The sequence below is a fragment of the Empedobacter sp. R132-2 genome (assembly GCF_030324375.1).
GTDB lineage: Bacteria > Bacteroidota > Bacteroidia > Flavobacteriales > Weeksellaceae > Empedobacter > Empedobacter falsenii_B.
Map to the genome: position 1 here is coordinate 1 of NZ_JACAGG010000039.1, position 24,991 is coordinate 24,991.

General features: G+C 31.5%; 25 protein-coding genes and 1 pseudogene. 11 read left to right on the top strand and 15 right to left on the bottom strand.

The window, feature by feature from the left end; all coding sequences use genetic code 11:
- Window positions 1-53 precede the first annotated feature (53 nt).
- The 5 genes from HXZ69_RS13425 to ppk2 (HXZ69_RS13445) form a co-directional block, all read right to left on the bottom strand.
- The gene (locus HXZ69_RS13425; protein ID WP_219035057.1) at window positions 54-854 is read right to left on the bottom strand and encodes a TonB-dependent receptor plug domain-containing protein; all 801 of its coding nucleotides are present in this window, start codon (window positions 852-854) and stop codon (window positions 54-56) included.
- Between the two features lie 276 nt (window positions 855-1,130).
- Complete coding sequence (gene rplS, locus HXZ69_RS13430) at window positions 1,131-1,481, bottom strand: 50S ribosomal protein L19 (RefSeq protein WP_019975296.1); 351 nt, start codon at window positions 1,479-1,481, stop codon at window positions 1,131-1,133.
- Between the two features lie 115 nt (window positions 1,482-1,596).
- The gene (ppk2, locus tag HXZ69_RS13435) at window positions 1,597-2,400 is read right to left on the bottom strand and encodes a polyphosphate kinase 2 (protein ID WP_286496277.1); all 804 of its coding nucleotides are present in this window, start codon (window positions 2,398-2,400) and stop codon (window positions 1,597-1,599) included.
- 17 nt (window positions 2,401-2,417) lie between these two features.
- On the bottom strand, window positions 2,418-3,236 hold the full coding sequence (gene ppk2, locus HXZ69_RS13440) for a polyphosphate kinase 2 (protein ID WP_125348818.1): 819 nt from the start codon (window positions 3,234-3,236) through the stop codon (window positions 2,418-2,420).
- Window positions 3,237-3,253: 17 nt separating this feature from the next.
- Entirely contained in the window at window positions 3,254-4,060 is an 807-nt protein-coding gene (gene ppk2 / locus HXZ69_RS13445) for a polyphosphate kinase 2 (protein WP_312150877.1), read from the bottom strand.
- Between the two features lie 254 nt (window positions 4,061-4,314).
- Between ppk2 (HXZ69_RS13445) and HXZ69_RS13450 the strand changes: the two genes are divergently transcribed.
- The 5 genes and pseudogenes from HXZ69_RS13450 to HXZ69_RS13470 form a co-directional block, all read left to right on the top strand.
- Window positions 4,315-4,620: a hypothetical protein gene (locus tag HXZ69_RS13450; RefSeq protein ID WP_125348816.1), complete on the top strand. Its 306-nt coding sequence runs from the start codon at window positions 4,315-4,317 to the stop codon at window positions 4,618-4,620.
- A 68-nt stretch (window positions 4,621-4,688) separates the two neighbouring features.
- Complete coding sequence (locus HXZ69_RS13455; protein WP_219035055.1) at window positions 4,689-4,985, top strand: YHS domain-containing protein; 297 nt, start codon at window positions 4,689-4,691, stop codon at window positions 4,983-4,985.
- Window positions 4,978-5,634, top strand: a complete 657-nt coding sequence (locus HXZ69_RS13460) for an SCO family protein (RefSeq protein ID WP_219035054.1) — start codon at window positions 4,978-4,980, stop codon at window positions 5,632-5,634. The genes HXZ69_RS13455 and HXZ69_RS13460 overlap by 8 nt, the downstream gene beginning before the upstream one ends.
- Window positions 5,635-5,724: 90 nt before the next feature.
- Window positions 5,725-5,859, top strand: a complete 135-nt coding sequence (locus HXZ69_RS13465) for a hypothetical protein (RefSeq protein ID WP_257468223.1) — start codon at window positions 5,725-5,727, stop codon at window positions 5,857-5,859.
- Window positions 5,860-5,880: 21 nt separating this feature from the next.
- Window positions 5,881-6,783, top strand: a pseudogene (locus HXZ69_RS13470) (LysR family transcriptional regulator); the annotation flags it as partial.
- Here the strand turns inward: HXZ69_RS13470 and HXZ69_RS13475 are convergent.
- The 3 genes from HXZ69_RS13475 to HXZ69_RS13485 form a co-directional block, all read right to left on the bottom strand.
- The gene (locus HXZ69_RS13475; RefSeq protein WP_286496278.1) at window positions 6,780-7,445 is read right to left on the bottom strand and encodes a response regulator; all 666 of its coding nucleotides are present in this window, start codon (window positions 7,443-7,445) and stop codon (window positions 6,780-6,782) included. The pseudogene HXZ69_RS13470 and the gene HXZ69_RS13475 overlap by 4 nt on opposite strands.
- A gap of 14 nt (window positions 7,446-7,459) precedes the next feature.
- A complete protein-coding gene (locus HXZ69_RS13480) occupies window positions 7,460-9,139 on the bottom strand; it encodes a tetratricopeptide repeat-containing sensor histidine kinase (RefSeq protein ID WP_286496279.1) in 1,680 nt (559 codons plus the stop codon).
- A 63-nt stretch (window positions 9,140-9,202) separates the two neighbouring features.
- On the bottom strand, window positions 9,203-9,358 hold the full coding sequence (locus tag HXZ69_RS13485; RefSeq protein WP_219035051.1) for a hypothetical protein: 156 nt from the start codon (window positions 9,356-9,358) through the stop codon (window positions 9,203-9,205).
- A gap of 354 nt (window positions 9,359-9,712) precedes the next feature.
- On the opposite strand from HXZ69_RS13485, the gene HXZ69_RS13490 reads away from it, so the two are divergent.
- Window positions 9,713-10,495 carry a hypothetical protein gene (locus HXZ69_RS13490; protein ID WP_219035050.1) on the top strand — a complete coding sequence of 261 codons (783 nt, stop codon included), beginning with the start codon at window positions 9,713-9,715 and terminating at the stop codon, window positions 10,493-10,495.
- Window positions 10,496-10,553: 58 nt separating this feature from the next.
- Here the strand turns inward: HXZ69_RS13490 and HXZ69_RS13495 are convergent, their stop codons facing one another.
- The 6 genes from HXZ69_RS13495 to cysD all read right to left on the bottom strand — a co-directional run bounded on the left by HXZ69_RS13495 (window position 10,554) and on the right by cysD (window position 18,388).
- The gene (locus HXZ69_RS13495; RefSeq protein WP_286496280.1) at window positions 10,554-11,996 is read right to left on the bottom strand and encodes a TSUP family transporter; all 1,443 of its coding nucleotides are present in this window, start codon (window positions 11,994-11,996) and stop codon (window positions 10,554-10,556) included.
- Window positions 11,997-12,015: 19 nt separating this feature from the next.
- Complete coding sequence (locus HXZ69_RS13500; RefSeq protein WP_286496281.1) at window positions 12,016-13,668, bottom strand: NADPH-dependent assimilatory sulfite reductase hemoprotein subunit; 1,653 nt, start codon at window positions 13,666-13,668, stop codon at window positions 12,016-12,018.
- Between the two features lie 19 nt (window positions 13,669-13,687).
- Entirely contained in the window at window positions 13,688-15,346 is a 1,659-nt protein-coding gene (locus HXZ69_RS13505; RefSeq protein WP_286496282.1) for a diflavin oxidoreductase, read from the bottom strand.
- A gap of 152 nt (window positions 15,347-15,498) precedes the next feature.
- On the bottom strand, window positions 15,499-16,044 hold the full coding sequence (locus tag HXZ69_RS13510; RefSeq protein WP_260509644.1) for a uroporphyrinogen-III C-methyltransferase: 546 nt from the start codon (window positions 16,042-16,044) through the stop codon (window positions 15,499-15,501).
- A gap of 148 nt (window positions 16,045-16,192) precedes the next feature.
- The gene (locus tag HXZ69_RS13515) at window positions 16,193-17,428 is read right to left on the bottom strand and encodes a sulfate adenylyltransferase subunit 1 (RefSeq protein ID WP_219035045.1); all 1,236 of its coding nucleotides are present in this window, start codon (window positions 17,426-17,428) and stop codon (window positions 16,193-16,195) included.
- Window positions 17,429-17,479: 51 nt separating this feature from the next.
- Complete coding sequence (gene cysD / locus HXZ69_RS13520) at window positions 17,480-18,388, bottom strand: sulfate adenylyltransferase subunit CysD (RefSeq protein WP_219035044.1); 909 nt, start codon at window positions 18,386-18,388, stop codon at window positions 17,480-17,482.
- A gap of 419 nt (window positions 18,389-18,807) precedes the next feature.
- Here cysD and rlmD point away from each other — a divergent pair, with 419 nt between their 5' ends.
- The 5 genes from rlmD (at window position 18,808) to HXZ69_RS13545 (ending at window position 22,212) form a co-directional block, all read left to right on the top strand.
- The gene (gene rlmD, locus HXZ69_RS13525) at window positions 18,808-20,226 is read left to right on the top strand and encodes a 23S rRNA (uracil(1939)-C(5))-methyltransferase RlmD (protein WP_221856669.1); all 1,419 of its coding nucleotides are present in this window, start codon (window positions 18,808-18,810) and stop codon (window positions 20,224-20,226) included.
- Between the two features lie 18 nt (window positions 20,227-20,244).
- Window positions 20,245-20,862, top strand: coding sequence for a DUF6452 family protein (locus HXZ69_RS13530; protein ID WP_280049908.1), 618 nt, complete (start codon window positions 20,245-20,247; stop codon window positions 20,860-20,862).
- Window positions 20,816-21,502 (top strand): DUF6048 family protein, encoded by a 687-nt coding sequence (locus HXZ69_RS13535; RefSeq protein ID WP_286496284.1) that lies wholly within the window; start codon window positions 20,816-20,818, stop codon window positions 21,500-21,502. The genes HXZ69_RS13530 and HXZ69_RS13535 overlap by 47 nt, the downstream gene beginning before the upstream one ends.
- Window positions 21,503-21,517: 15 nt before the next feature.
- A complete protein-coding gene (locus HXZ69_RS13540; protein WP_286496285.1) occupies window positions 21,518-21,757 on the top strand; it encodes a hypothetical protein in 240 nt (79 codons plus the stop codon).
- A 194-nt stretch (window positions 21,758-21,951) separates the two neighbouring features.
- Window positions 21,952-22,212: a GIY-YIG nuclease family protein gene (locus HXZ69_RS13545; protein ID WP_312067505.1), complete on the top strand. Its 261-nt coding sequence runs from the start codon at window positions 21,952-21,954 to the stop codon at window positions 22,210-22,212.
- Window positions 22,213-22,272: 60 nt separating this feature from the next.
- Here the strand turns inward: HXZ69_RS13545 and lon are convergent, their stop codons facing one another.
- On the bottom strand, window positions 22,273-24,711 hold the full coding sequence (lon, locus tag HXZ69_RS13550; protein ID WP_280049909.1) for an endopeptidase La: 2,439 nt from the start codon (window positions 24,709-24,711) through the stop codon (window positions 22,273-22,275).
- Window positions 24,712-24,991: the final 280 nt, after the last annotated feature.

Consider the following 24,991-nt stretch of genomic DNA (forward strand, 5'->3'; position numbering starts at 1 on the left):
AAAAACTCCTTATGAAATACTAAAATTAAAACTAAAATAATTATATTTAAAGTCTACGAAGTCATGAAGTACGACAGAAACAAATTATATAATTCATTTCCGTTCATTACTTCGAATTTCCCTGGATTGAAACGATTATAACTTGTAGAATAATCTGCATTTACAACCAATCCATTTCCTCTGGCTCTTTTAGTTGTTACAACTACTACTCCATTCGCTCCACGAGAACCATATTGCGCAGTTGCAGCAGCATCTTTTAATACAGAAATTGTTTCAACATCATTTGGATTAATATTTGGTGTTCCATGATAAATCACTCCATCAACTACCCATAAAGCATCTGTTCCTGCAGAAATACTTGTTTTTCCTCTTAAACGTAATGAAGCCGTTGAACCTGGTTGTCCAGAGCTACTTGTAATTCTAAGACCTGCAACTTTACCTTGTAATAAATTGGTAATGTTCGGAGATTTAGCATCCATTAAGTCTTTTGCATTTACAACAGAAACTGCAGCGGTTACCTCTTCCTTACGTTGTGTAGAATATCCAGTTACAACTGCAGTTCCTAAATCTATATTCTCACTTTTAGGATTTAATTGAGTGGATAAATCTCCTAAATTCTCAGAAGTAACGGTAATTTCCTTGCCTTTAATAATTAAAATATCACCGATTTTGGCATCAATATTAAAATCTCCATTTTCATCTGTGTAAGCTGCCTTATCAGTCCCTTTTATTTTTACCTCTACATCTGCTTCTGGAAAACCATCAGAATCTTTTACATGACCTGTAGTTTGAGCATAAGCAAACGATCCAAGAACAAAAAGAAGACTAAAAATTCTAAATTGTTTTTTTCTCATCTCTTGTGTTAAAATTGTTAACAATAAAAGTATTAAAAAAAACACTTAAGAATTACTCTACAATTCAAATACAAAAATAAACCAAGTAATAAAAGAATATATAGAATAATTTTAGGGATTACTTGTTTCAATAAAATATTAAACTATTTTTTCAACTCTTAATAGAATGTTAAGAAATGGTAAAATTTAATATTTTATATTAAACTTTCAAAATCAGCCAAAAAAAATCCGTTCGATAATCGAACGGATTTTATATTTTTCCTAAAAAAGCAGTTTTTAGTAAGCAGCGTCTTTGATACGAGCTTTTTTACCACGTAATGCTCTGAAGTAGAAGATACGAGCTCTACGAACTTTACCTTTTTTGTTTACTTCAATTTTTTGTAACGCTGGCATGTTAACTGGGAAGATACGCTCTACACCAACATCTCCAGACATTTTACGGATTGTGAAAGTTTCTGTAGTTCCTTGTCCTCTTCTTTGGATAACAACCCCTTTAAAGAACTGAACACGAGTTTTTCCACCCTCTGTAATTTCTTGATAAACTGTAATAGTATCACCTGCTGCGAAAGCTGGGAACTCTTTTTTAGCTACGTATTTCTCTTGTACGTATTTTACTAAATTTTCCATTATTATAATTTCAATTTATTTGAATTGAGCAACTTAAACGTCTTTCGTCAGAGGTTGAACAATGTGGATGCAAAATTAATCAAAAATCTTGATTATACAAATGATTCTCTTTCTTTTATGAATGAATTTTTATTAAATCATTTTCAAAAGATTGATTTGTTAATTGTGCTACGACTGATTTCATCGCTAAAAGTCGAGCAGTTTTTTTATCATCTGTCACAATTTCTAGCCAAGATGAACTTTCTGTTCCTGTTTGCTGAAACATTTTGTCAATGTAATTGGTATAAACATCCCATAACTCTTGTGCCTTTTGATCCAATGCCCCTAATTTCCATTGTTTCAATTCGTCATCTTTCCGATCTTGTAATCGTTCTGCTTGTTCTTCTTTCGAAATCGACAGGAAAATTTTAACCAAAATAATTCCATCATCTTGCAAAAGCTTTTCTACTTCTACTACTTGTTTCATAAACTTTGTATGTTGTTCTTCCGTACAAAATCCGAAAACAGGCTCTACAACAGCACGATTATACCAATAACGATCAAAGAATACAATTTCACCTGCATTTGGTAATTCTTTAAAATATCGCTGAAAATACCATTGTCCTTGTTCTATTTCAGTCGGCTTTGGTAATGCTTCAACACGATATTTTTTAGGGTTTAGAAATTCTGTTATTCTCGAAATTGTTCCTCCTTTTCCAGCTGCATCACGACCTTCAAAAATAATTAACACACGTTTATTCTCTTGAATAACTTTAGATTGTATTTCTAACAATTTTTCTTGAAGTTCTTTTAATTCTTTCTCATAAGCGAGTTGTTCTTTGAACTTCTTTTCTTTTATAATATCATGTCTAACCAAAAAATCAATGATTTCTTGCTTATTATTTATTTTTTCTAAATCATTTAAATCAAATTCAGCCATAGTTTTAGGTTTGATAATTAATTTTCTTCTTCTAAGTTTTGATGTTTCAAAATACGTTTATTTTTATCATCATAAGGTATTTTAGACAAAATATATTCCATCGCCTCTACTCTAGCCTTGTACTTTTTGTTGGCATCAATGATTTTCCAAGGAGCAAAATCTGTATTTGTTTTCGTAAACATTACATCTTTATAAGCTGAATAAACATCAAACAAATCTTGCGCTTTTTGATCTACAGAGCTATACTTCCATCGTTTGGTTGGTGAATTTACAATATCTGCAAAACGTTTTGCTTGTTGTTCTTTTGTAATCGAAAAATAAATTTTAATCAAATATATTCCCGAATTAATCCACATTTTCTCGACATCATTTACCTCGTTCATAAAAGTTTCATATTCCTCTTGTGTACAAAACCCATTTACAGGCTCTACAACAGCTCTATTGTACCAACTTCTATCAAAAAAAACAATTTCTCCTGCACGTGGTAACTGACGAACATAACGTTGAAAATACCATTGTCCTCGTTCTACTTCATTAGGCTTTGGCAGTGCTATAATTCTATGTTCACGAGGATTTAGATGTTCTACAATTCGACGAATTGCACCTCCTTTCCCAGCTGCATCTCGACCTTCAAAAACAATCACAACTTTTCGTTTATTTTCGGCTACCCAAGTTTGTAATTTTATCAATTCTTCTTGTAATTGCTCTATCCTATTTTCATATTTTACAGTACGCAAGGCTTTCGCAAAATTCAACTTTCCATGATCAGATTGTAAAAGTCCAACAAGACCTTTTTTGGTTTCGATTAATTTTAAATCTTTCGGTTTTAGCTCCATTTTCTTACAATTTAAAATTAATGATTCAATTCTTTTACCATTCGATAATAACGTTCAATCACATTTGGATCTACCATTAAATTTACTTCGGCATCCTCTTTTCCTTTATAATTAAACAAAGAAAGCACATAACGAATAGATTCTAATCTTGCCGTATTTTTATCATTTGCGTTGACAATAATCCAAGGCGAAAAAGAGTTGTGCGTGCGCGTAAACATTTGATTGATATAATGCGAAAATTCATCCCAAAGCTCTTGTCCTTTTGCATCGACTGGACTATATTTCCACTTTTTAAGCGGATTATTTAACCTCGAATCAAAACGTGTTTGCTGCTCCTCTTTAGTCACAGAAAACCACAATTTGACAATATATGTCCCTGATTCGTACAACATATGTTCAAATTCTGAAACTTGCACCATAAATTGCTCATATTGTTGCTCGGTACAAAATCCCATAACTGGCTCTACAACTGCTCTGTTGTACCAACTTCTGTCAAAAAAAACAATTTCACCAGCATTTGGTAACTCTTTGATATAACGATTAAAATACCACTGATTTTGTTCGACTTCTGTAGGTTTATTCAATGCAACAACACGCATAGAACGCGGATTAAGATGCTCGCGAAAACGGCGAATTGTACCTCCTTTTCCTGAAGCATCTCGTCCTTCGAAAATGATTGCAACTTTTTTCTTTTCTGTCGAAATCCAATTTTGAAGATTTACTAACTCTGATTGCAGTTTTAGTAACTCATTTTCATATTCAAACTTCTTTATCACATTTTTATAGAGAGGATTTTCTTCTTGATTTTCGACCAAAAAATGCATTAGTTCTTCGGTTGTTGTAAAATCTAAAATCTTACTTTTTTTCATAAATATTTATAGATTGTAAAATCTTTTTTAAGGTAAAAATTTTACAGAACATAAAAGTGAAGATTATGATAAATCTTTCTTTTAAAATCATAAATTTTATCATATTCAACCTCAATCAATTTGGTTAAATTTGTCAATAAATTAGTTTTTTGCGCATACTATTTTTCATATCACTCATATTTTCTATCGCATTTCGTCCTTTAATGCCGATGATAGATTATGTTTTAAATTATGAAGAAATCGCAAATGAACTTTGTGAAAATCGAGAAAAACCTGAATTACTTTGTAATGGTTTTTGCTATTTGAAAGAAGAAATTTCGAAAAGTGAAAAGAATCAGCCAGAAAATCATTTTGTCAAAAATTCGGTCAAAATTTTAGATGCGATTGTTCCTCAAAAACAAATTATTTCTCCAAAAAAGTATTTTACGCAAAAAAATAAATTATCAACTGATCATTATCAAGATATTAATTCTAACTATATTATTCGTTTAGTTTTTCATCCTCCAATTGTTTAATTTTTCTTTTATAGATCTAAACTATAGAATCAGATAACAATTAATTAAAAACAAATAAACAATCTAAAATGAAAAATTTAAAAAACACATTCTCTTTAATAGTCTTAGGGTTTGCATTATTTTCTTGTAATAAAGAGCAAACAAAACAAGAGAATTTTGAAGTAAAGCATGTTTCTCACGAAGAAATGAAAGCTGTAACTAAATTGGATGTTGCGGTTGTGAACGAAGTTGATCCAATTTGCGGAATGAAAACTGCAGATCATTTGAGTGACACAGCTAATTACCAAGGAAAAACGTATGGTTTTTGTTCGACAATGTGCAAAGAAGAGTTTCTAAAAAATCCTGAAAAACATATCCATGAATAAACAATTAATAGCCGTTATTGTTATTATTTTAGGCGTTATAGGAACTGTTTTTTGGCTAAAAAATAAGCCTAAAGATGAACTTTACACGGTAATGAAAGTTCCGGAATTTTCGATGACAAATCAAAATAATCAAACGATTACAAATCGTGATATGTTAGGAAAAGTGTACGTTGTAGAATTTTTCTTTACAAGTTGTCCAACGATTTGCCCAGTAATGAGTAACAATTTACGCACAATAGAAGATGAAATAAATGATGCAAACCTTGGTTTTATTTCGATTACAATTGATCCAAAACGAGATACACCTGCACGATTGTTAGAATATGCAAAACAAATTGGTGTAAAATCACCGAATTGGCATTATTTGACTTCGGATCGAGAAGAAATTGAGCAACTTTCGGATAAATTCAATATTTATGTTGGAAAAGACGAAACAACTGCCGAAGGTCTAAATCACAGCGGAAAACTTGCATTGGTTGATAAACAAGGAAATATCAGAAGTCGATATGATAAAATGGGTGTTCCAATACTGTTTTATTCGGGACTGAATTACAAAGATCCTGAAGGAAAAGAACCTTCTCTAGCTGGAAAATATCATCCTGAAATAGAATTTTTAAAAGAAGATATAAAAAAACTTCTTGCAGAATAAAATTTAAAACCCTCCTAAAAATGGAGGGTTTTGTTTTAATTATAATTTTCTAAATCACAGCAAATTATTGTTTGTCCTTATGGAAAATTGATGGACGGAATGCATCGTGTTGTAAAAGCAAATTTATTGGATTTGAAAACAATAAAAGCGTATCGACTTTCGACCTTACCAAACCCCGATTATATTGATGTAGATCCTGACGATTTACCTTATGATGAAAATTAAAATTTAGAAGTTAAGCAATCAAATCTTGAATGGTTCAGAACGTTTAAAGCAATTTACGAAACAGGAACTTTATCAGCCGCAGCGCAACAATTATTTATTTCACAACCTGGTGTTAGCTTACATCTCAATTCGTTGGAAGCCTATACGGGTTACAAATTATTTGATCGATCGGCGCGAAAAATGGTACCGACTGAAAAAGGAAAAATTTTGTATAATTTTATTTTAGAACCGATTCAAAAATTAGCTGCTGCAGAGCAACATTTTCATAAACGAGCTGATAAAGATCGTGCAACAATCAGCATAGGAATGTGTTTTGAAACTTTTCAATATACATTAGAGGAACATGTTTCTGATTTAGATTTTAACTTAATTATCAAATTTGGAGATTATAAAATCATGCACCAAGATTTGGATAATGGTTTATTGGATTTGGTTATTACTCCTCAAAAAAGTACTCACAAAAATCTTTGTTATCATCCTTTTTCGAAAGAAAAAATCGTTTTGATTGCAGGAAACAATACAGATTTAACTTCAATCGAAAAAAGTTTAAACCATAAAGATTATAAAGCTTTAAAAAATGAATTAAAAAATAATCTTTGGTATAGCACAGCCGCTGATATGGAACATTTAAAACATTTTTGGTTAGAAAACTTTAAGGAGCATCCAGATTTCAAACCAAATTATATCGTTCCAAATATCAGTTCTATTATTCGTTGTTTGAGTGATGGAAATGGTTTTTCTATTGTTCCTGATTTTTTATGCCAAGAAGCAATAAATTCTGGTAAAATAAAATTGGTTTGGCAAGGTGAAAAACCATTGGAAAATACACTCTATTTTGGTTCCCGAAAAAATACGATTTACGAAAAAGAAATTGCGCAATTACAACAGATTTTCGAGAATAAATGGTGTAAAGATTTGGGTTAAATGCTTCCCAAATCTTTAAAAAATGCAACCAATTGATGATTACTTGTAATTTGTAGCGACTCTTTTAATGAGCCCAATCTCTTTTCTACACTGCTTTGACTTGCTGGCTTGATATTATTTTGTTTTAAGTGATTTGGAATATCTTTTAACAAAATTCCATTCGAAAGTAACGAAACTAATGTGACATCATATGAAGTAATTTCATACGTATTTTTTTGTTTTATACTACGTTTCATGTCCAATTCCAAATGCATTCCATCCGCAAAAACAGTTTGTATCACTTTTTTCAATTCTTTCGAGTCTTCTCTTCCTTTCGCCACAAACCCATCTATATGGTATTCTTTGAAAAGATTATCCACCATATCCGCTTTCTTTTCTACCGAAAAAACAATCACTTTCAAATTTGGCTGAATCGCTTTTACTGCTTCAATTAAATCTCTTCCCCCTTTCAAGTTTTGCTCGCGATGATCTTCTTCAAAAGACAAATCAGAAATCAATAAATCATAAGGTTGATCGTCGTGCAGTGCTTTTTTCACTTTCAAGAATGCATCATCACAATAAAAAGCATAATCAGGATTTTCAACTTGTAAATCTTTTAAAACTTTCTGAACCGAAATATTAAAACTCTCAAAATCTTCTGCAATTAATACTTTTTTAAACATACTTTTTATTTAGGTTATTGAATTGGAAATATGATCTTAATTTTTAGACCATTCACATTTTCAGTTTCAAAAATAACATCTCCGTTTAGATTAGAAATACGTGAAACCGTATTTTGCAAACCATTTTTAGGTTTTAAATCCGAAATTCCAATTCCGTCATCCGAATAATTGATAATAATTTGCTGATTTTCTTCTTTAAAATTTAATATAACTCGTGAAGCTTCGCTATGTTTTTTCATGTTCGTCAACAATTCTTGCATCACCAAAAAAACCTCTGTTTTAGCATAATCTTGTACATTCCTCCAAAGTTCTTTATCATTTCCAATCAAATATATTTTGACTTGTTCCGAATCATAAGAACTTATCAACTGTGCTAATTTTTCGGCAAAATTTTCTTGTTGATTTTCATCGATTTTGTCATAAGAAATATCGCGCGAAATTTCATAAACAACTTCCAATTTATCTAGGATTTCATCACGATTAAATTCTGATTTATTCTCAATATCAGACATCACATGATAAATTCCGTTCGCCACTTTATCGTGTACTTTTTTAGAATATTTCAGTTCCGTTTTCTTAACTTCCAAAACCTTTTCTTGCTCTAATTTTTGCTTTCTTTTTCTGTACAAAAAATATCCAAAAACAAACAGAACGATCAATAAACCGATTAGAATATAAAGTTTTAAAATATCATTTTTCTTCTTTTCGTTTTCTGCTTCAGCTTTCAAAAAATCTGCACGATTTTTCTCCGAATCATAACGCACCAACGCAAATTGATTTTTCGCTCTGTTACGTTCTAACTGAATACTATCATTTAGCTTTTGATAAGCTTCAAAATATTGTTTTGCATTTGTTGGATTTTCTAATAAAATAAGTTGCTGATAAACTTCTAATTTATCGTCTACACTCTTATTCTCAAACGCAATTTGTTTTCTTTTATAAGCGTAATCCAATGCTTTTTTATGATCTAAATTTGAAAAATAATCTGTTAAATGCGCATAACTTGCATTTTGTCCCCACAAATCATTTTCCTTTAATCTAATATTTAATGCTTTATTTAATTCATTTACAACATTCGATTTATTGTCTTTTAACCATTTGGTATATGCTAAATTATCAGTAATTCGCGCATATTCTTTTGGATTTTCAATTGTAGTCTTATCTTTTAATAATTCCTCGTAAATATTTATCGCTTTATCATACTGACTATCATATAGATAACTGTTTGCAATATTATTTTGATTAATAATATAAACATCTTTTTCTGTAGAATATTCTATTGATTTTTCATAATATTGGATAGCTTCCTTATAATTTCCTAAATCATGAGTAGTTTGCCCTAAAATATTATATGCACTAGAAAGTGTTTCTTTTTCATCTTTTATTTGAGGATTTAATAATTTTATTGAAGAAATAATCAATTCTTGACTTCCAAACCAATCTCCTTGATCTTTAGAAATAAAAGCCATGTTTATCAAACATTTTGATGCTTTATGAATATTTTTATTTTTTAAAAATTCTGAATATGCCTTATTAAAATAAATATACGCACTATCATTTTCTTTCTTCTCATAAAACTTCCAAGCAACATCATAAGCTTTACTTTCAAAATAATTTTGTTCAATCTCTTTGTTTTTAGACTGTTGGCATGAAGTTATTAAAAGTATAATACCAAAAAATAAAATTTTTCTCAAATCATTGTATTTACTCAATAAAGCTAAATAAAAAACGGATAGATTTCTCTACCCGTCCATAATTTATTTTTTTACAGGAACATCCCCTTTTTCTCCATTTGTATCACCGTCTATACTATCGGTTGATGTTTGTACAATTGGATGTTGATCTTGTGAAATTGTGTTTGCATTTTGATTTGGAAAAAAGAATCCCAATAAAGCGAATAATAATTGTAACATAGCTTAAATTTTTAATTTTTTGATATAGGTGCTCTTCCTCACAAAACAGATTGCGAGTAGTGTACACGAGAAAAAAAGAAGCGCTTCTTTAGTGGGAAGTTTTTGTAATCTTGAGAACAATTCAGGAAAAATGCTTCCCTTCAAATCACCTCAACTATTTTCGAGACTACGTTTTCAGAAATCAAGTTTTTTGTTTTTGTTTTGATTTCTATTGCAAAGTAAATACAGAACACAAAGTCGCTGTTAGACAAACAATGGACAAGTTTTGGACAATTATTAGACAGCTCGCTTTACGTGAAACCGTAATTTATTTTGTCCAAAATTTGTCTACTTTGTAAAAGAATTAAAAGTGAAATGTCTACGAAAAAATATCTATTCGAAAAAGTTTTTGAGAAAGCAAAAAATGAATGTGGGAGTTCAAGTAAAAATGCATTATCAACTTATCTAAATACAATTTTTATTGATGATTATAATTTCCCGATTAGCACAAAAACGATTTCGAGATATTATGAAGCATTCGAGAAAAATGAAATTAATGATAAGAATATTTCTATTGATGTATTAAATATTCTTGCTCATTATATCGGTTATGAAAGTTTTGGAGATTTTAATCAAAAAAATCAGCTGATAAAAAGTGATGAAAAAGAAGTTAATGTAGAAGAAATCGTATCGGTAAAACCAATAATAGATGATAATATTCCTGAAGAGGAATCAATAATTAATCTTCCATCAAAAAAGAATAATTTCTTTGAGAAAATAAAACTTCAACGAAATAAAGTAATTGCTGGAAGTGGCATTGCAACTATTTTGGCTAGCGGAGGATTATTTCTTAATTCAATCAATCAAAATTCGTCTTGTATGATTTGGAAAGAAAATCATTATGAAGAAATAGAATGCGAAGAAACTTCGCCTCAAATGAATGCTGTTCCATATAACGAAACTGTTTTTCAATTGAAGAAAATCACAAAACCTGATACTTTAAATTTTGAAAATGCACTTGATAAAGTTTGGTATACAAAGAAAAATGGTGAAGTAGAATTTTATACAAATTACGGTTTACATCCCGAAAATGGCAAAACATTGAAACCTGTCACAAAATATATTTTAACTAAATATGTCTTAAATAATGAACAATAAAAAACACTCAACATACGAGATGAAGAGTGTTTTGATTGTTAGAAATGATATATAAAATTTAGAAAATTTTAAAAAGAATACGAATACTAAATGTGATCACTAAAAAAGCTACAGCCAAAATAGCTACTTTCTGAGGTATTTTGCCTGCTAATTTCGCTGCAATTGGCGCTGCTAAAGCTCCTCCAATTATTAAACCTGCAATGATAAAACCATGACTTACGCCCAAAGCTGCAAAAAAAGTCAACGATGCAGAAAGTGTCACAAAAAACTCGGCTAAACTAACTGTTCCTACTACTAAGTTTGATTTTTTTCCTTTTGCTAATAAAGTTGATGTCACGACAGGTCCCCAACCTCCACCACCAAAAGCATCTAAAAAACCTCCGGCAAATCCTAAAAACCCAACTCGTTTTACTTTTTTGCGTTCGATTTTTTTTCTGAATGCTAAAATAATTAATCGAATTCCGATGATTAAGGTGTACGAAGCCAATATTCCGTAAGTAATGGTTTCGTATTTGTTTCCCAAATAAACCAATAATAATGATCCCGAAACTGCTCCAATAACGCCTGGAATAGCCAAAGCAACCAATAATTTTTTGTTTACATTTCCAAATCTATAATGCGAAAAACCACTAATTCCGCTCGAAAACATTTCGGCAGTATGAATACTACCACTTATTGAAGGCAGATTAACACCAAACAACATCATGCTTGTGGAACACGTTACACCATATCCCAAACCAACGGCTCCGTCGACCATTTGCGCGAAAAAACCAACCGCCAACATGATGTAAAAAACATTGGGAATATGAACAACGAAATCTTTCGCTTCCGAAAAACTTACGATTGATGACAAAGCATATCCTAAGAATAATGCAAAAAATATCAATGTAATTTCGGTTACTAAACGTTTGTATTTTTTAGTCGATTTTTTTCCTTCAAATGAAGAAGTTAAATGATTCAAATCAGTTAGTTTTTGATTAAAATCTCCTTTGTGATTATTTCTGATTTTATTTAAACTTTCAATGTTTTCATCAATTGAATCTGGAATAACATCAGAAAAATATTCTCTCAAACGTTTTGCCATAACAGGAGATTGTCCATTTGTAGAAATCGCAATTTTAAGATGACCTTTATTCACAATCGAACCTAAATAAAAATCGCACAAATCTGGCTGATCAGCTGCATTAACCAAAATTCCTTTTTCATTTGCTTTTTGCTTCACTTCTTGCGAAGTTTCTTTGTTATCGGTTGCAACAATCACTAAATCTACATCCTCCAAATCACTCGATTCGAACGCATGAGTTTCGTGTTTAATTGTTGAATGTTGAGCAAAAATATCTTTCAATTCTTGTTTAAAATCCTTTGCTACAACTTTCAAATTGATCGAAGGATTTTGTTTGATTAGCGTCGTAACCTTTTCTAATCCTACATTTCCTCCGCCAACAATCAGGAAGCGCAAATGTTCTGTTTTTAAAAATATCGGGAATAAATTATTTTTCATTGTTCTTAAAGGGATTTAACTAATTAACCGAAAAATATTTTCGATAGGTAAAATCTCCGAATGTTTCATTGTCTATTTTTTCATTTGTATAACTTTCGAAAACTTGATCTAGCTCATTCAAAATCTCAGTCTCATTGACTTTTTCTTTATAAATTTTATTCAAACGAACACCATATCGATCTCCACCCAACCTCAAATTATAATGTCCAGCAGAAGTCCCTACAAAACCAATTTCCGAAACATACGAACGACCGCAACCATTTGGACAGCCCGTCATACAAATAGAAATATCATCATTTTGAAGTTGATGTTTTTCTAGCAAAGGCTCTATTTTATTCACCAATTCTGGCAAATAACGTTGCGCTTCTGCTAAAGCCAATGGACAAGTTTGTAAAGCCACGCATGCCATCGAATTTTTTCTAAGTTCACTAATATCTTTGTGAATAGAATACTTTTCTAAAAGCTGTTCAACTATAGCTTTATTTTCAATTGAAATCTCACCTAACAATAAATTTTGATTCGCTATAAAAATAAAATTATTGATATTTAATAAAGCCAATTCATGTAAAAATGCTTTCTGATTAGACTGTACAACTCCATTCTCCACAAATAAAGTGTAATACCACATTCTGTTATTCACTTGTCGCCAATCATAAATATCAGAACGCTCCGTAAATTGATAAGGCTGAGAAGGCTCTAATTTAAAACTAACACGTTTTTCTAATTCAGACTTGAAACCATCAACCGTTAATTTATCAACTGTATACTTTAGTCTCGCTAATTTTCGATCGCCACGATTCCCAAAATCACGCTGAATTGTCAATACTTCATAAGCAACTTTCAACACTTTTTCTTCAGAATCAACAAAACCAATTTCGGTTGATAAACGCGAATATGTATTTGGATTTCCGTGAGTTGTTGACAAACCTCCACCAACAGCGATATTGAAACCTTTCAATTCATTATTTTCGATAATCGCAATCAGTCCCAAATCATTTGCAAAAACATCTACATCATTAGTTGGCGGAATAGCAATTGCAATTTTAAATTTTCGAGGTAAATAGCGGTCTTCATACAAATCATCTTTCTCTGTTTCGCGTTCGTAAATCTTTTCATTATCCACAAAAATCTCATAATAAGCTTGTGTTTTAGGCAACAAATGTTTTGATAATTTATCTGCATATGCATGAATTTGAGCATGAATTGGCGAAAGCAACGGATGAGAACTCGCAATTACATTTCGGTTTACATCGCCACAAGCTGCGATAGAATCTAACGTTGCTTGGTCAAACGATTGTAAAGTTGGACGCAATTGATGTTTCAAAATTCCGTGCAATTGAATGGTTTGACGCGTTGTAATTTTTAAAACGCCTGTTCCATATTGTTCAGAAGTTTCGTGAATTGCCAACCATTTATCAGCGTCAATAATTCCACCCGGAATACGCAAACGAATCATAAACGAATACAATTTGTCTAACTTTTTTTCTGCGCGTTCTTCTCGTCTATCGCGATCATCTTGCACATACATTCCGTGAAATTTCACCAAAGCTTCGTCATCTGCACGTACATTTCCAGTGTGATTATCTAGCTCTATACTTTCTTTTAACGTACCGCGAAGTCCGTCACTTTTTATTTTAATTCCTTCTATAGGAGATTGTTTTTCTATACTCATTTTATTAGTTATTGGTTGATTAGTAAACATCTTTTTGGTAGCGACCTTCTTCTTCCAATTGTTCCAGAAAATTTTTCGCTGAAACCTCATCTTGATTTGATTCTTTTGCTATTAATTCGATCAAAGCACTTTCTACATCTGTACTCATTCCGTCTTTTTGACCGCAGACATACAAATACGCACCTTCGTTTAACCAATTGTAAAGTTCTTTTCCTCGTTCTTTCACTCGATCTTGCACATAAATTTTATGTTTTTGATCTCTCGAAAAAGCTGTATCTAATTTGCTTAAAACTCCTGTTGAAAGCCATTCCTGAATTTCAGTTTGATAATAGAAATCCGAAACAAAATGTTGCTCACCAAAAAACAACCAGTTTTTACCTTCTGCGCCAATTGCATCGCGATGTGTCAAAAAACTACGAAAAGGCGCAATTCCAGTTCCCGGACCAATCATAATTACCGATTGATTTTCATCTGGAAGTTTGAAGTTTTTATTTTTATGAATGTAAAATTCTATGGATTTATCTTGCTCAAAATCTGCTAAAAACTGAGAACATAATCCAGTTTTTTGTTGATCTGAAACTGAAAAAGTATTCAGACTAACCGTTAAATGAATTTCATTATCATGTGCTTCATTCGATGATGAAATCGAATATAAACGTGGTGCAATTGGATGCAAAAGATTTAAAATATCATCAAATTTCATTGTAGATTCTGACGAATAATATTTTGATAATAAATCAATTAAATCAATCTTAGTTTCAAGAATTTCTACATTTAAAATTGTTGCAAATTGATCGATTGATTTTTTAGAAAGTGCTCTAATATTTTTTTCTTCAAGTTCTTTTGCGCGATTTTCTTCATTGAAAAATTTTGCAATCGTTAAAATTTCGGTTTGATTATTTTTTGGATAAACACCCAAAGCATCACCTGGTTCGTAATCTACTTGCTCATCAACTGCTATTTCGATATGATACGTTTCATTGTTTGAATCTCTATCATTCAAAACGATTTCATCTTTTATAATTCCTTCGTACGATTTTTTCTGCGTTGAAGAATTTTGCAATTTTTGAGATTGTACAACCGTTGAATTTCCTTCTGATTGAATAGTTTTTAAAATATCCGCAAACCAATTTTCGGCAATTTCTTGATAATCTAAATCTACTTTTACCAAATCGAAAACGCGTTGTGCGCCTAGTTTTCCAAATAATTCATCAATTTCTTCTCCTGATTTACAGAAAAACGGATAAGAAGTATCGCCCAAACCAAAAACAGCAAACTTAGTTTGATTTAATTTTAGATCAGAGTTACTCAAATTATCATAGAATTTTTGCGCATTTTGAGGTAAATCTCCATCTCCTTGCGTACTAAAAATTTGAATTAAGAATTCTTCCTTTTCAATTTTTTCGAGTGGATATTGAAACGCTTCAATCGCTTTGGCTTGAATTTTATTCATCTTAAAAATTCCAAGCAATTGATTAGCTAATTTCTTCGCATTTCCTGTTTCAGTTCCATAGATTATTGTAGGTTTGATTGAGGTTAAAACTTTTTGTTCTTGAGGTACTTCTTGTGTTTGATTTGCAACTAATCCAGCCAAATAACCATTTGTCCAAATAATTTCGTCACGTGATAATTCTTTGACTAAACTTTTTACTAAGTTCAATTTTTCGTTAGCTAGCATAAGAAATTGTTGTTTTATGGTTATCAAAATATGAGTTGGAAGTTGGTTGTTCATCTAACCAAGCGAATGATTGATGCAAATTAACAACAAGACCAACGATAATTAAAGTTGGTACAAAATCAAAGGTTGGTAAATGTTTTTCTACAATATTTTCAAAAATAAAAAACTTGCGTTTTCTGATCTGGAGTTGTCGCTTGTTGAATAACTGCTAAACCTTTTTCGGTATCAATTCCATTCAAAATCAACTGATCAGCTAAAGTTTGCAAACGCTGTACACTCATATAAAAAACCAATGTATCAGACGTTTTTGCCCAATCTTTCCATTGTTTGTGTTCAATAGATTTCAAATCGCACAACGTCAACATGCGAACTCCTTTCGAATGATTTCGCGCTGTCAATGGAATTCTCGTGTAAGCTGCAGCACCAAAAGCAGCCGAAATACCTGGAATTATTTCGTACGGAACATGATTTTTTTTCAAGGTTTCTAATTCGTCCAAAATATTAGAGAAAAGTGAAGCATCACCTCCTTTCAATCGAACCACTAATTTTCCTTGCATTACAAACTCAATCATCATATCGTTAATATCTTTTTGAGGCGTATGAATGCCTTTCGAACATTGTTTTCCGACATAAATAACCAACGCATCTTTTGACGCATATTCGTCTATTAACACTGGAGAAACCAAGCGATCTGTCAAAATAACATCTGCTTTTTTTGATATAATTTAATGTTTTGAGCGTCACCAATTCTGGATCTCCATGACCAGCGCCAGCCAAAATTACTTTTCCTATTGTTGTTTGCATGTTTGTAATAAATAAGTTGATTGATAAGATTTAATTGATGTTTTAATCAATAAACATCAAAGCAGCGACTGTATTTTTCGTTGTTTCGTCAATCAAAATGGCATTTCCTGTATGAATATTTTCTTTGAAAGAATCAAAAAATAAAGGTTGATTTGTTTTTAAAACAACTTGTCCAATATCATTTAACTTGATTTCTTCAGATGGAATAAATTCCCAATTATTAATATCCCATTGTTGATCGATTGTTTTGATTTTTGCACGAACCGAATGAAAACGATGTTGCAACACATACGTTTTTCCTTGTTGTAATGCATTATTGTCTAACCAACAAATCCACGCTTTTAGCACATTTGTAGTTTGCGGTTCTTCGGAAGTTTTTACAATTGTGTCTCCTCTACTGATATCTATATTATTTTCGAGATGAATCACAACATTTTCTCCTGCTTCAGCATGTTGTACTTCTTCCAAATGACGTTCTATTTTAACAATTTTTGATTCGATATTTGATGGATAAACTTTAATAGAATCCCCAACTTTGTAGGCTCCACTCAAAATTTGCCCCGCATAACCTCTATAATCGTGATGCTCTTCATCTTTTGGACGAATTACCCATTGAACCTGAAAACGAGCTGCTAAATTTTTATCTGTTTCAATCGAAATTGTTTCCAATTGATGCAATAATGTTTCTCCATTGTACCAAGGCGTTTTTGCAGATTTTTCGACAATATTATCGCCAACCAAAGCAGAAACTGGAATAAAAGTTACTTCATCATAATTCAATTGATCTTGAATTTGTTGAAAATTATTTTTTATCTTTTCGAAAATATCTTGTGAATAATCAACCAAATCAATTTTATTAATGGCGATAATTGCTTTTTTAATTCCCATTAACGATCCAATACTTGCATGACGTTTTGTTTGAGAAGTGATTCCTTTACGTGCATCAACCAAAATAATAATCAACTCTGAATTTGAAGCTCCTGTAATCATATTTCGCGTGTATTGCTCATGTCCAGGCGCATCTGCAATAATAAATTTTCGTTTTGCAGTCGAAAAATATTTGTACGCTACGTCTATTGTAATTCCTTGTTCGCGCTCGGCACGTAAACCATCTGTAATCAAAGACAAATCAATTTCGTCGTCTTCATTTGATTTACGTTTTTCTAAAACACCCAATTGATCGGTGTGAATACTATTCGAATCGTAAAGTAAACGCCCTATTAAAGTACTTTTACCATCGTCTACGTTTCCTGCTGTTATAAATTTTAATGCATTCATTTTACTTAATTCCTATAGATATTATAGAGTTTTGTTTAAAAAAATTTTGACTTAGAAATAACCTTGTTTTTTACGTTCTTCCATCGCCGATTCTGACAATTGATCATCCAAACGAGTTTGTCCTCTTTCGCTAATTCTTGTATTGATAATATCAATAATAATATCTTCAATCGTAGAAGAATCTGAAGGTACAGCCGCTGTACACGTCATATCACCAACCGTTCTGTATCGTACTTTTTCTACCACAACTTCATCGTCTGCATTTGGCTGAATAAAATCTGAAGTCGCTATTAATTTATCATTGTAAACAATACATTCACGCTCGTGAGCAAAGTATAAATTTGGCAATTCGATGTTATTTTGTTTGATATAATTCCAAACATCTAATTCTGTCCAATTGCTAATCGGAAAAACACGAACATTATGTCCTTTTTCAATTCTTCCGTTCAAAATATTCCACAATTCAGGACGTTGAAGTTTCGGGTCCCATTGGCCAAAATCATCACGAACTGAGAAAATACGCTCTTTTGCACGTGCTTTTTCTTCATCGCGACGAGCTCCTCCAATACATGCATCAAATTCATTTTCTTCAATCACATCTAATAACGCATACGTTTGTAAGGCATTACGAGAAGGAAAACGGCCAGAAGTTTCTTTCAGATTATATTTTTTTATAGCATTTTCTACAGAGGCTACAATCAATTTTTCACCGATTTTATCAACCAAATAATCTCTAAATTTTATCGCTTCAGGAAAATTGTGTCCTGTATCTACGTGTACTAAAGGAAAAGGAAATTTCCCTGGACGAAAGGCTTTCAAAGCTAAATGAATCAAAACAATCGAATCTTTTCCTCCTGAAAATAACAATGCTGGACGCTCAAATTGAGCAGCTGTTTCTCTCAGAATGTAGATTGCTTCGTCTTCTAATTGATTTAAATAATTTTTTTCTTGACTTGACATTCTTTCTAACTTTCTAACTTATTTTTTGACAATAAAAAACTCCTCAAAATTTTAGAGGAGTTCATGAACTATTATTTTCGTAATTAATACATCACAACATATTCCACCTCTTGTAAAGAGCGACACATATACATTGACATATTAAATACTATTTTTTTCATTTTTCATGTTACATTTCTGAGTTCAAAATTATATTATTTTTCTAAATAAATATAATTAATAGAATAGTTTAAATAACAAACCTATTTTTCAAACAATTTAAAGAAAATTATCCTAAATAAGTTTATTCAATATAATAATAATCTATAAAACCGATAGATTTTATGTTGTAAAAGTAAAAATTTTATTTAAAATACAAAGATTGATTCCAAAAAAAGATAAAAAATTGAATATTTCGGGGACTTGCTTACCTTTGCAAAATGTCAAGAAAAGCGAAACAAAAAATCATATTAAATAATATAGAAGTTTTACGTGCTGGTGCAAAAGGTGTATCGGTTGGTAAAACAGAGGAAGGAAAAACGGTTCTGATAAAAGGCGCAATTCCAGGAGACGTTGTAGATGTACACGTTTTGAAGAAAAAAAGCAGCTATTTAGAAGGACAAGCAATCGAAATTCACACAAAATCTCCTTATCGCGTTCAGCCAGAATGTGAGCATTTTGGTGTTTGCGGTGGTTGTAAATGGCAAGATATGAGCTATGATGCGCAATTAAAATTTAAGCATGACGAAGTGGTTAACAATTTGGTTCGTATCGGAGGTTTCAAAGATTTAGATGCTGAAATTGTTCCAATTTTAGGTTCTAAAGAACAATATTTTTACCGTAATAAATTAGAGTTTACTTTTTCTAATGCACGTTGGTTAACGTTAGAAGAAATTCAGTCTGGGAAAGAATTTGACGACCGTGACGTAGTTGGATTCCATATTCCTGGTGCTTGGTCTAAAGTTTTGGATGTTACAAAATGTCACTTGCAACGTGATCCTTCTAATGCGATTCGTGTCGAAGCAAAACGTTTTGCATTAGAGCATCATTTAGATTTCTTCGATTTAAAAAATCAAGAAGGTTTATTAAGAACATTAATGATTCGTACTTCTCAGAATGGACAAGTAATGGTTTTGGTTCAATTCTTCCGAGAAGAGAAAGAAAATCGTGAAGCTTTCTTACAAAACTTGAAAGATAAATTCCCTGAAATCACATCTTTATTGTATGCAATCAATCCAAAACAAAACGATTCTGTTTATGATTTAGATATCGAAGTTTTTGCTGGAGATGATCATATTATGGAAAAGATGGAAGATTTGAACTTCAAAATTGGTCCAAAATCTTTCTATCAAACAAATCCAGAACAAGCTTACGAATTATATAAATTAACACGTGATTTTGCAGGTTTAACTGGAGATGAATTAGTATACGATTTATATACTGGAACTGGAACAATTGCGCAATTCGTTTCGAAAAAAGCGAAAAAAGTAGTTGGTGTAGAATCTGTTCAAGAAGCAATTGATGCAGCAAAAGCGGCAGCAAAATTTAATGGAATTGATAATTGTGATTTCTATTGTGGTGATATGAAAGATGTATTGAATCAAGATTTCATTAACGAACACGGAATTCCAGATGTAATTATTACTGATCCTCCACGTGATGGAATGCATAAAAAAGTGGTTGAAAATATTTTGTTTATGAATCCTAAACGTGTTGTTTATGTTTCGTGTAACTCTGCTACACAAGCGCGCGATTTAGAATTGATGAAAGATCAATATAAAATTGTTAAAGTTCAACCAGTTGATATGTTTCCACAAACACATCATGTAGAAAATATTGTACTTTTAGAGCGAATTTAAAATTCAATCAAAAAAAAAATGAAAAATATTCAACGTTTTCTAGCCTACTCAATTTTTGCTTCTATAATTTCTTTAGCATTTTATAGTTGCGAAGATGATGATATTTGTACCGACGAAGGTGATGTTCCACGCATGGTTGCTAATATGTATTATGATGGAACAAATGTTCCTTTGGAAGATTCTATTTATTATTGGGCTTATGTTTATAATGATTCGATTACGAAAGGAATTAGAGAAGCTACAGGAACGAGTAAAGATACTGTCTTAATCGAAAAAAATTCTGCTTTAGGAAAAACGAGTTTCGGAATTGCTTTGCGTCAAAATAGTAAAAAAGAGATTTACTATACTATAGCGCAAGGTCCAGATATAGATGTAAAAGATTCTATAACGGGTAAAGTCATCAGAACAATTCCTGCAAAACGTGATCGATTGATTTTAAAATACGATACGCTTGGAAATGGCTATACTTCTAAAGCTTGTGGTTTTGGATTAACTTTTAAAGGAGTTGATGTAAAATTGGTAACAAAAACTGGAAATGGAGCTGGAAATTGGATAAAGAAAATAGAAACTGTAAATACTGAAATTAAAGATGGTTCGACAACTATTATTAAGCTTTTTGCTGACGAGCGCAATTAATTTTGCATTTGGTCAAGAAAATAAAACTGATTCAACAAAAGTTTCGGTTACAGATTCTATTCCCCAAAAAAAATACCACGATATTTTTATCGGTGTAGATATTTTCAATCCAATTGTTTCTGCTTTCAACGATAAAAAAGGAGTTAGCGCTTATGCTTCTTATCAAATCAATAATAAGTGGCATGCCGCTGTAGAAGCTGGTTTCGAGAAAAATAATTTCAATGAAATCAATTGGAATGTTGATGTTGACGGCGTTTTTGCAAAACTTGGTGCAAACTGGTTTATAACGCAAGATATAGAAAATCAATCGAACGGAATTTACATTGGTGGACGAATTGCGTATTCTAAATATTCGCAAACCATCAATAGTTATCCGATTAGAGATTTACAATCGAATGAGATTACAGGAACAGGAAGTTTGCCAAAAGCGAATGTAAGCAGTTATTGGATAGAAGCTGTGGTTGGTGGACGTGTAGAGATTTTCAAGAATTTTTATGGTGAGTTAGCCTTGCATCCTGCAGCTTATATTGGAGGTAAAAAAGATCAAGGAATTGATCCTTTGGTTATTCCTGGTTACGGAAAATACAGTGGTCCTTTCAATATGCCAGTTTTTTGGGGAATTGCTTATAAGATAAACTAAGACTAAAAACTTGTTATGAATCAAATTAGATTAACAAAAGATAATATTTCTCTTTTTCCGAAATATAATAAATTACTTCAAAATGGAAAAATAAAATTCGATTCTTTAGGTCGATTAAGATATTTACATGGAGCACCAATAGGAGATTTGATTCAAATCAAAATAGATAAAAATGGAAAAACAATTTATAAAGAAATAAGTGATGAATGGTTTGATCCAGAAAGTGAAAAAGCTAAAAAATTTGTTTGGTTATAGATTTATATACAAACTAAAAAAGGAACTCTAATTGAGTTCCTTTTTTCTTGATGCGAAGCTGAAATAAATTCAGCTTGACATTTTTTCTCTACATTATCATTAATAATCCTTAAATTAGTTTATCTAACTAAGTCATCCTGAATTCGTTTCAGGAACATATCATATAAGGAATTCTGAAAATATATTATGTTTATATACTTACAAACAAATATCGAACTGTTTTTTATATTGGAGTTACCAACAATTTAATTAAAAGAATAGAAGCTCATAAAGAAGGAATTGGTTCAGCTTTCACTCAAAAATACAATGTAAAATCATTAATTTATTTTGAAGATTTTACTTCAATTAGTCAAGATATGTTAAGAGAAAAGCAATTGAAAAATTGGAAACGGGAATGGAAAATTAATTTAATTAAATCTAAAAATCCAAATTTAGAAGATATTAGTATTCTATAATAAACAAAAAAGGAACTCTAAATTGAGTTCCTTTTTATATGTTCTAAAAAGATTTATAGATTAATCCAAAACCTTTGCTCCTTTTACTTTTTGATTCGTTAAAGCAATATCCAAAACTTCTTTCATTTCTTTTACAAAATGAAAAGTCATTCCTTTTACGTATTCTGCTTTAATTTCTTCAATATCTTTTCGGTTATCTTCGCACAAAATAATTTCTTTGATATTTGCACGTTTTGCCGCTAAAATTTTCTCTTTAATTCCGCCAACTGGCAACACTTTTCCACGAAGCGTGATCTCACCTGTCATTGCTAATTTTGCTTTTACTTTTCGTTGTGTAAAAGACGAAACCAAAGACGTCAACATTGTAATTCCGGCAGATGGTCCATCTTTTGGCGTTGCTCCTTCCGGAACGTGAATATGAACTTTATAATTCTCGAAAACTTCTGGTTTAATTCCCAATTCATCCGCATGCGATTTGATGTATTCTAATGCAATTGTTGCAGATTCCTTCATCACAGTTCCTAAATTTCCTGTAATAGAAAGTCCACCATTTTTCGCTTTCGATAAAATAGATTCGATAAATAAAATATCTCCACCAACACTTGTCCAAGCTAAACCTACTACAACTCCAGGAACCTCATTATTCTCATATTGATCTGGTGTAATAGAAGGTCCTAAAATTTTAGAAATATCTTCGATTGAATATTTAGTATTAAATTCTTCTTCCAACGCAATATGTTTTGCAGCTGAACGAACTAATTTCGCAACTTTCTGATTCAATTTACGAACACCAGATTCACGCGTATAACCTGTTATTAAATATTCGATTTCTTTTTTTCCTAACACAACATCTTTCTCTTTCAAGCCATGTTCTGTTAGTTGTTTTGGTAAAAGGTGACGTTTTACGATTTCAGATTTTTCCTCGATTGTATAACCTGCAATATTAATCATCTCCATACGATCGCGTAACGGACTTGGAATATCTCCAATATTATTAGCTGTCGCAATGAAAAATACTTTCGATAAATCGTAGCCAATTTCTAAGAAATTATCATAAAAAGTTGAATTTTGCTCTGGATCTAAAACCTCTAACATTGCTGATGAAGGATCTCCATGCGCACTAGCCGACATTTTATCAATCTCATCTAAAACAAAAACCGGATTCGACGATTCAGATTTTTTGATTGACTGTAAAATTCTTCCTGGCATCGCTCCAATATAGGTTTTACGATGACCACGAATCTCAGATTCATCGTGTAAACCACCCAACGACATACGTACATATTTGCGCCCAATCGCTTCTGAAATAGATTTCCCCAACGATGTTTTACCAACACCCGGAGGTCCATACAAACAAAGAATTGGCGAACGCATATCTCCTTTCAATTTCAACACAGCAAGATGCTCCAAAATGCGTTCTTTCACATCTTCTAAACCATAATGATCATGATCTAAAATTTTCTTTGCATTCTTGATATCAAAGTTATCTTTTGTCAAGGTATTCCAAGGTAAATCCAACATAAATTCAAGGTAATTACGCTGAATATTATGTTCTGGCATTTGCGGATTTAGACGAGAAAGACGGTTGATTTCTTTATCAAAATGATTTGCTACATCTTCGCTCCAACTTTTCGTTAAAGCACGTTTGCGCATTTCATTAATTTCTTCTTCTGTCGAATTCCCTCCTAATTCTTCTTGAATCGATTTGATTTGTTGATTTAAGAAATATTCTTTTTGTTGTTGATCTAATTCTTTGCGAACTTTATTCTGAATCGTATTCTTTAATTCCAATTTCTGAAGCTCAACATTCATAAAACGCATCACTTCCATTGCGCGAAGTTTCATATCAGAAATTTCTAATAACAACTGTTTTTCATCTAAACTTAACGTCAAATTAGACGCTACAAAGTTGATTAGAAATGTATTACTTTCGATACTTTTTATAGCTCCTGCAGCTTCCGAAGGCAACATTGGATTTTCTTCTACAATCTGAAAAGCTAAATCACGAATTGATTCAATAATAATTGGATATTCTTTGTTGCGTGATGTCGGAACTTTTTCTGTCAAAATTTCTACTTCAGCCTTGAAATAAGGATCATTTGATACAAATTCTTTAACTTTGAAGCGTTTCATCCCTTGTAAAATCACCGTAATGTTTCCATCTGGCAATTTTATCATTCGCATGATTTTCGCAACTGTACCAACTGTATACAAATCGTCTTGTGTAGGATCTTCCACAGCAATTTCTTTCTGCGAAAGCACTCCAATAATGCGATCTTCTTTGTAAGCTTGTGTTAAAAGTTGTATAGATTTATCTCTACCCGCGGTAATTGGCGCAACCACACCCGGAAATAAGACAGTGTTTCTTAACGATAAAATAGGCAATACCGAAGAAATATCTTGCTTATTTAGCTTACTTTCTTCGTCTTTACTCATCAAAGGAATTAATTCGATTTCTTCTTCCATTACTTGTGCTAATGACAAATTGTCTATGTTCATAATTTTTTTATACGTTCAAAGTGTCAGTAAAACTATTTTTAACTGACGAAAGCCTTTCATAATAACAACATTATTAAGATTTGAATCTTGTCTAAAGCATTTAGAAAAGCGAGTATAAATAAGTCAAACGTTATGCCAATAAAATATATTGTCAGTTTTTCAATAAAGGTTTTGAATGAGGATGAATAATTATTTTCACAAAGATAACCGGTAGTGCATTTGTATTAGATTGTATATAAAAGTTGTACAACCTGCTAAAAAGCAGTAAATTGTAGTTACT

Coding starts and splice junctions, on each gene's coding strand:
- HXZ69_RS13425 (WP_219035057.1), bottom strand. CDS start 854: ATGAGAAAAAAACAATTTAGAATTTTTAGTCTTCTTTTTGTTCTTGGA.
- rplS (WP_019975296.1), bottom strand. CDS start 1,481: ATGGAAAATTTAGTAAAATACGTACAAGAGAAATACGTAGCTAAAAAA.
- ppk2 (WP_286496277.1), bottom strand. CDS start 2,400: ATGGCTGAATTTGATTTAAATGATTTAGAAAAAATAAATAATAAGCAA.
- ppk2 (WP_125348818.1), bottom strand. CDS start 3,236: ATGGAGCTAAAACCGAAAGATTTAAAATTAATCGAAACCAAAAAAGGT.
- ppk2 (WP_312150877.1), bottom strand. CDS start 4,060: ATGCATTTTTTGGTCGAAAATCAAGAAGAAAATCCTCTCTATAAAAAT.
- HXZ69_RS13450 (WP_125348816.1), top strand. CDS start 4,315: ATGATAGATTATGTTTTAAATTATGAAGAAATCGCAAATGAACTTTGT.
- HXZ69_RS13455 (WP_219035055.1), top strand. CDS start 4,689: ATGAAAAATTTAAAAAACACATTCTCTTTAATAGTCTTAGGGTTTGCA.
- HXZ69_RS13460 (WP_219035054.1), top strand. CDS start 4,978: ATGAATAAACAATTAATAGCCGTTATTGTTATTATTTTAGGCGTTATA.
- HXZ69_RS13465 (WP_257468223.1), top strand. CDS start 5,725: ATGGACGGAATGCATCGTGTTGTAAAAGCAAATTTATTGGATTTGAAA.
- HXZ69_RS13475 (WP_286496278.1), bottom strand. CDS start 7,445: ATGTTTAAAAAAGTATTAATTGCAGAAGATTTTGAGAGTTTTAATATT.
- HXZ69_RS13485 (WP_219035051.1), bottom strand. CDS start 9,358: ATGTTACAATTATTATTCGCTTTATTGGGATTCTTTTTTCCAAATCAA.
- HXZ69_RS13490 (WP_219035050.1), top strand. CDS start 9,713: ATGTCTACGAAAAAATATCTATTCGAAAAAGTTTTTGAGAAAGCAAAA.
- HXZ69_RS13495 (WP_286496280.1), bottom strand. CDS start 11,996: ATGAAAAATAATTTATTCCCGATATTTTTAAAAACAGAACATTTGCGC.
- HXZ69_RS13500 (WP_286496281.1), bottom strand. CDS start 13,668: ATGAGTATAGAAAAACAATCTCCTATAGAAGGAATTAAAATAAAAAGT.
- HXZ69_RS13505 (WP_286496282.1), bottom strand. CDS start 15,346: ATGCTAGCTAACGAAAAATTGAACTTAGTAAAAAGTTTAGTCAAAGAA.
- HXZ69_RS13515 (WP_219035045.1), bottom strand. CDS start 17,428: ATGAATGCATTAAAATTTATAACAGCAGGAAACGTAGACGATGGTAAA.
- cysD (WP_219035044.1), bottom strand. CDS start 18,388: ATGTCAAGTCAAGAAAAAAATTATTTAAATCAATTAGAAGACGAAGCA.
- rlmD (WP_221856669.1), top strand. CDS start 18,808: ATGTCAAGAAAAGCGAAACAAAAAATCATATTAAATAATATAGAAGTT.
- HXZ69_RS13530 (WP_280049908.1), top strand. CDS start 20,245: ATGAAAAATATTCAACGTTTTCTAGCCTACTCAATTTTTGCTTCTATA.
- HXZ69_RS13535 (WP_286496284.1), top strand. CDS start 20,816: ATGGTTCGACAACTATTATTAAGCTTTTTGCTGACGAGCGCAATTAAT.
- HXZ69_RS13540 (WP_286496285.1), top strand. CDS start 21,518: ATGAATCAAATTAGATTAACAAAAGATAATATTTCTCTTTTTCCGAAA.
- lon (WP_280049909.1), bottom strand. CDS start 24,711: ATGAACATAGACAATTTGTCATTAGCACAAGTAATGGAAGAAGAAATC.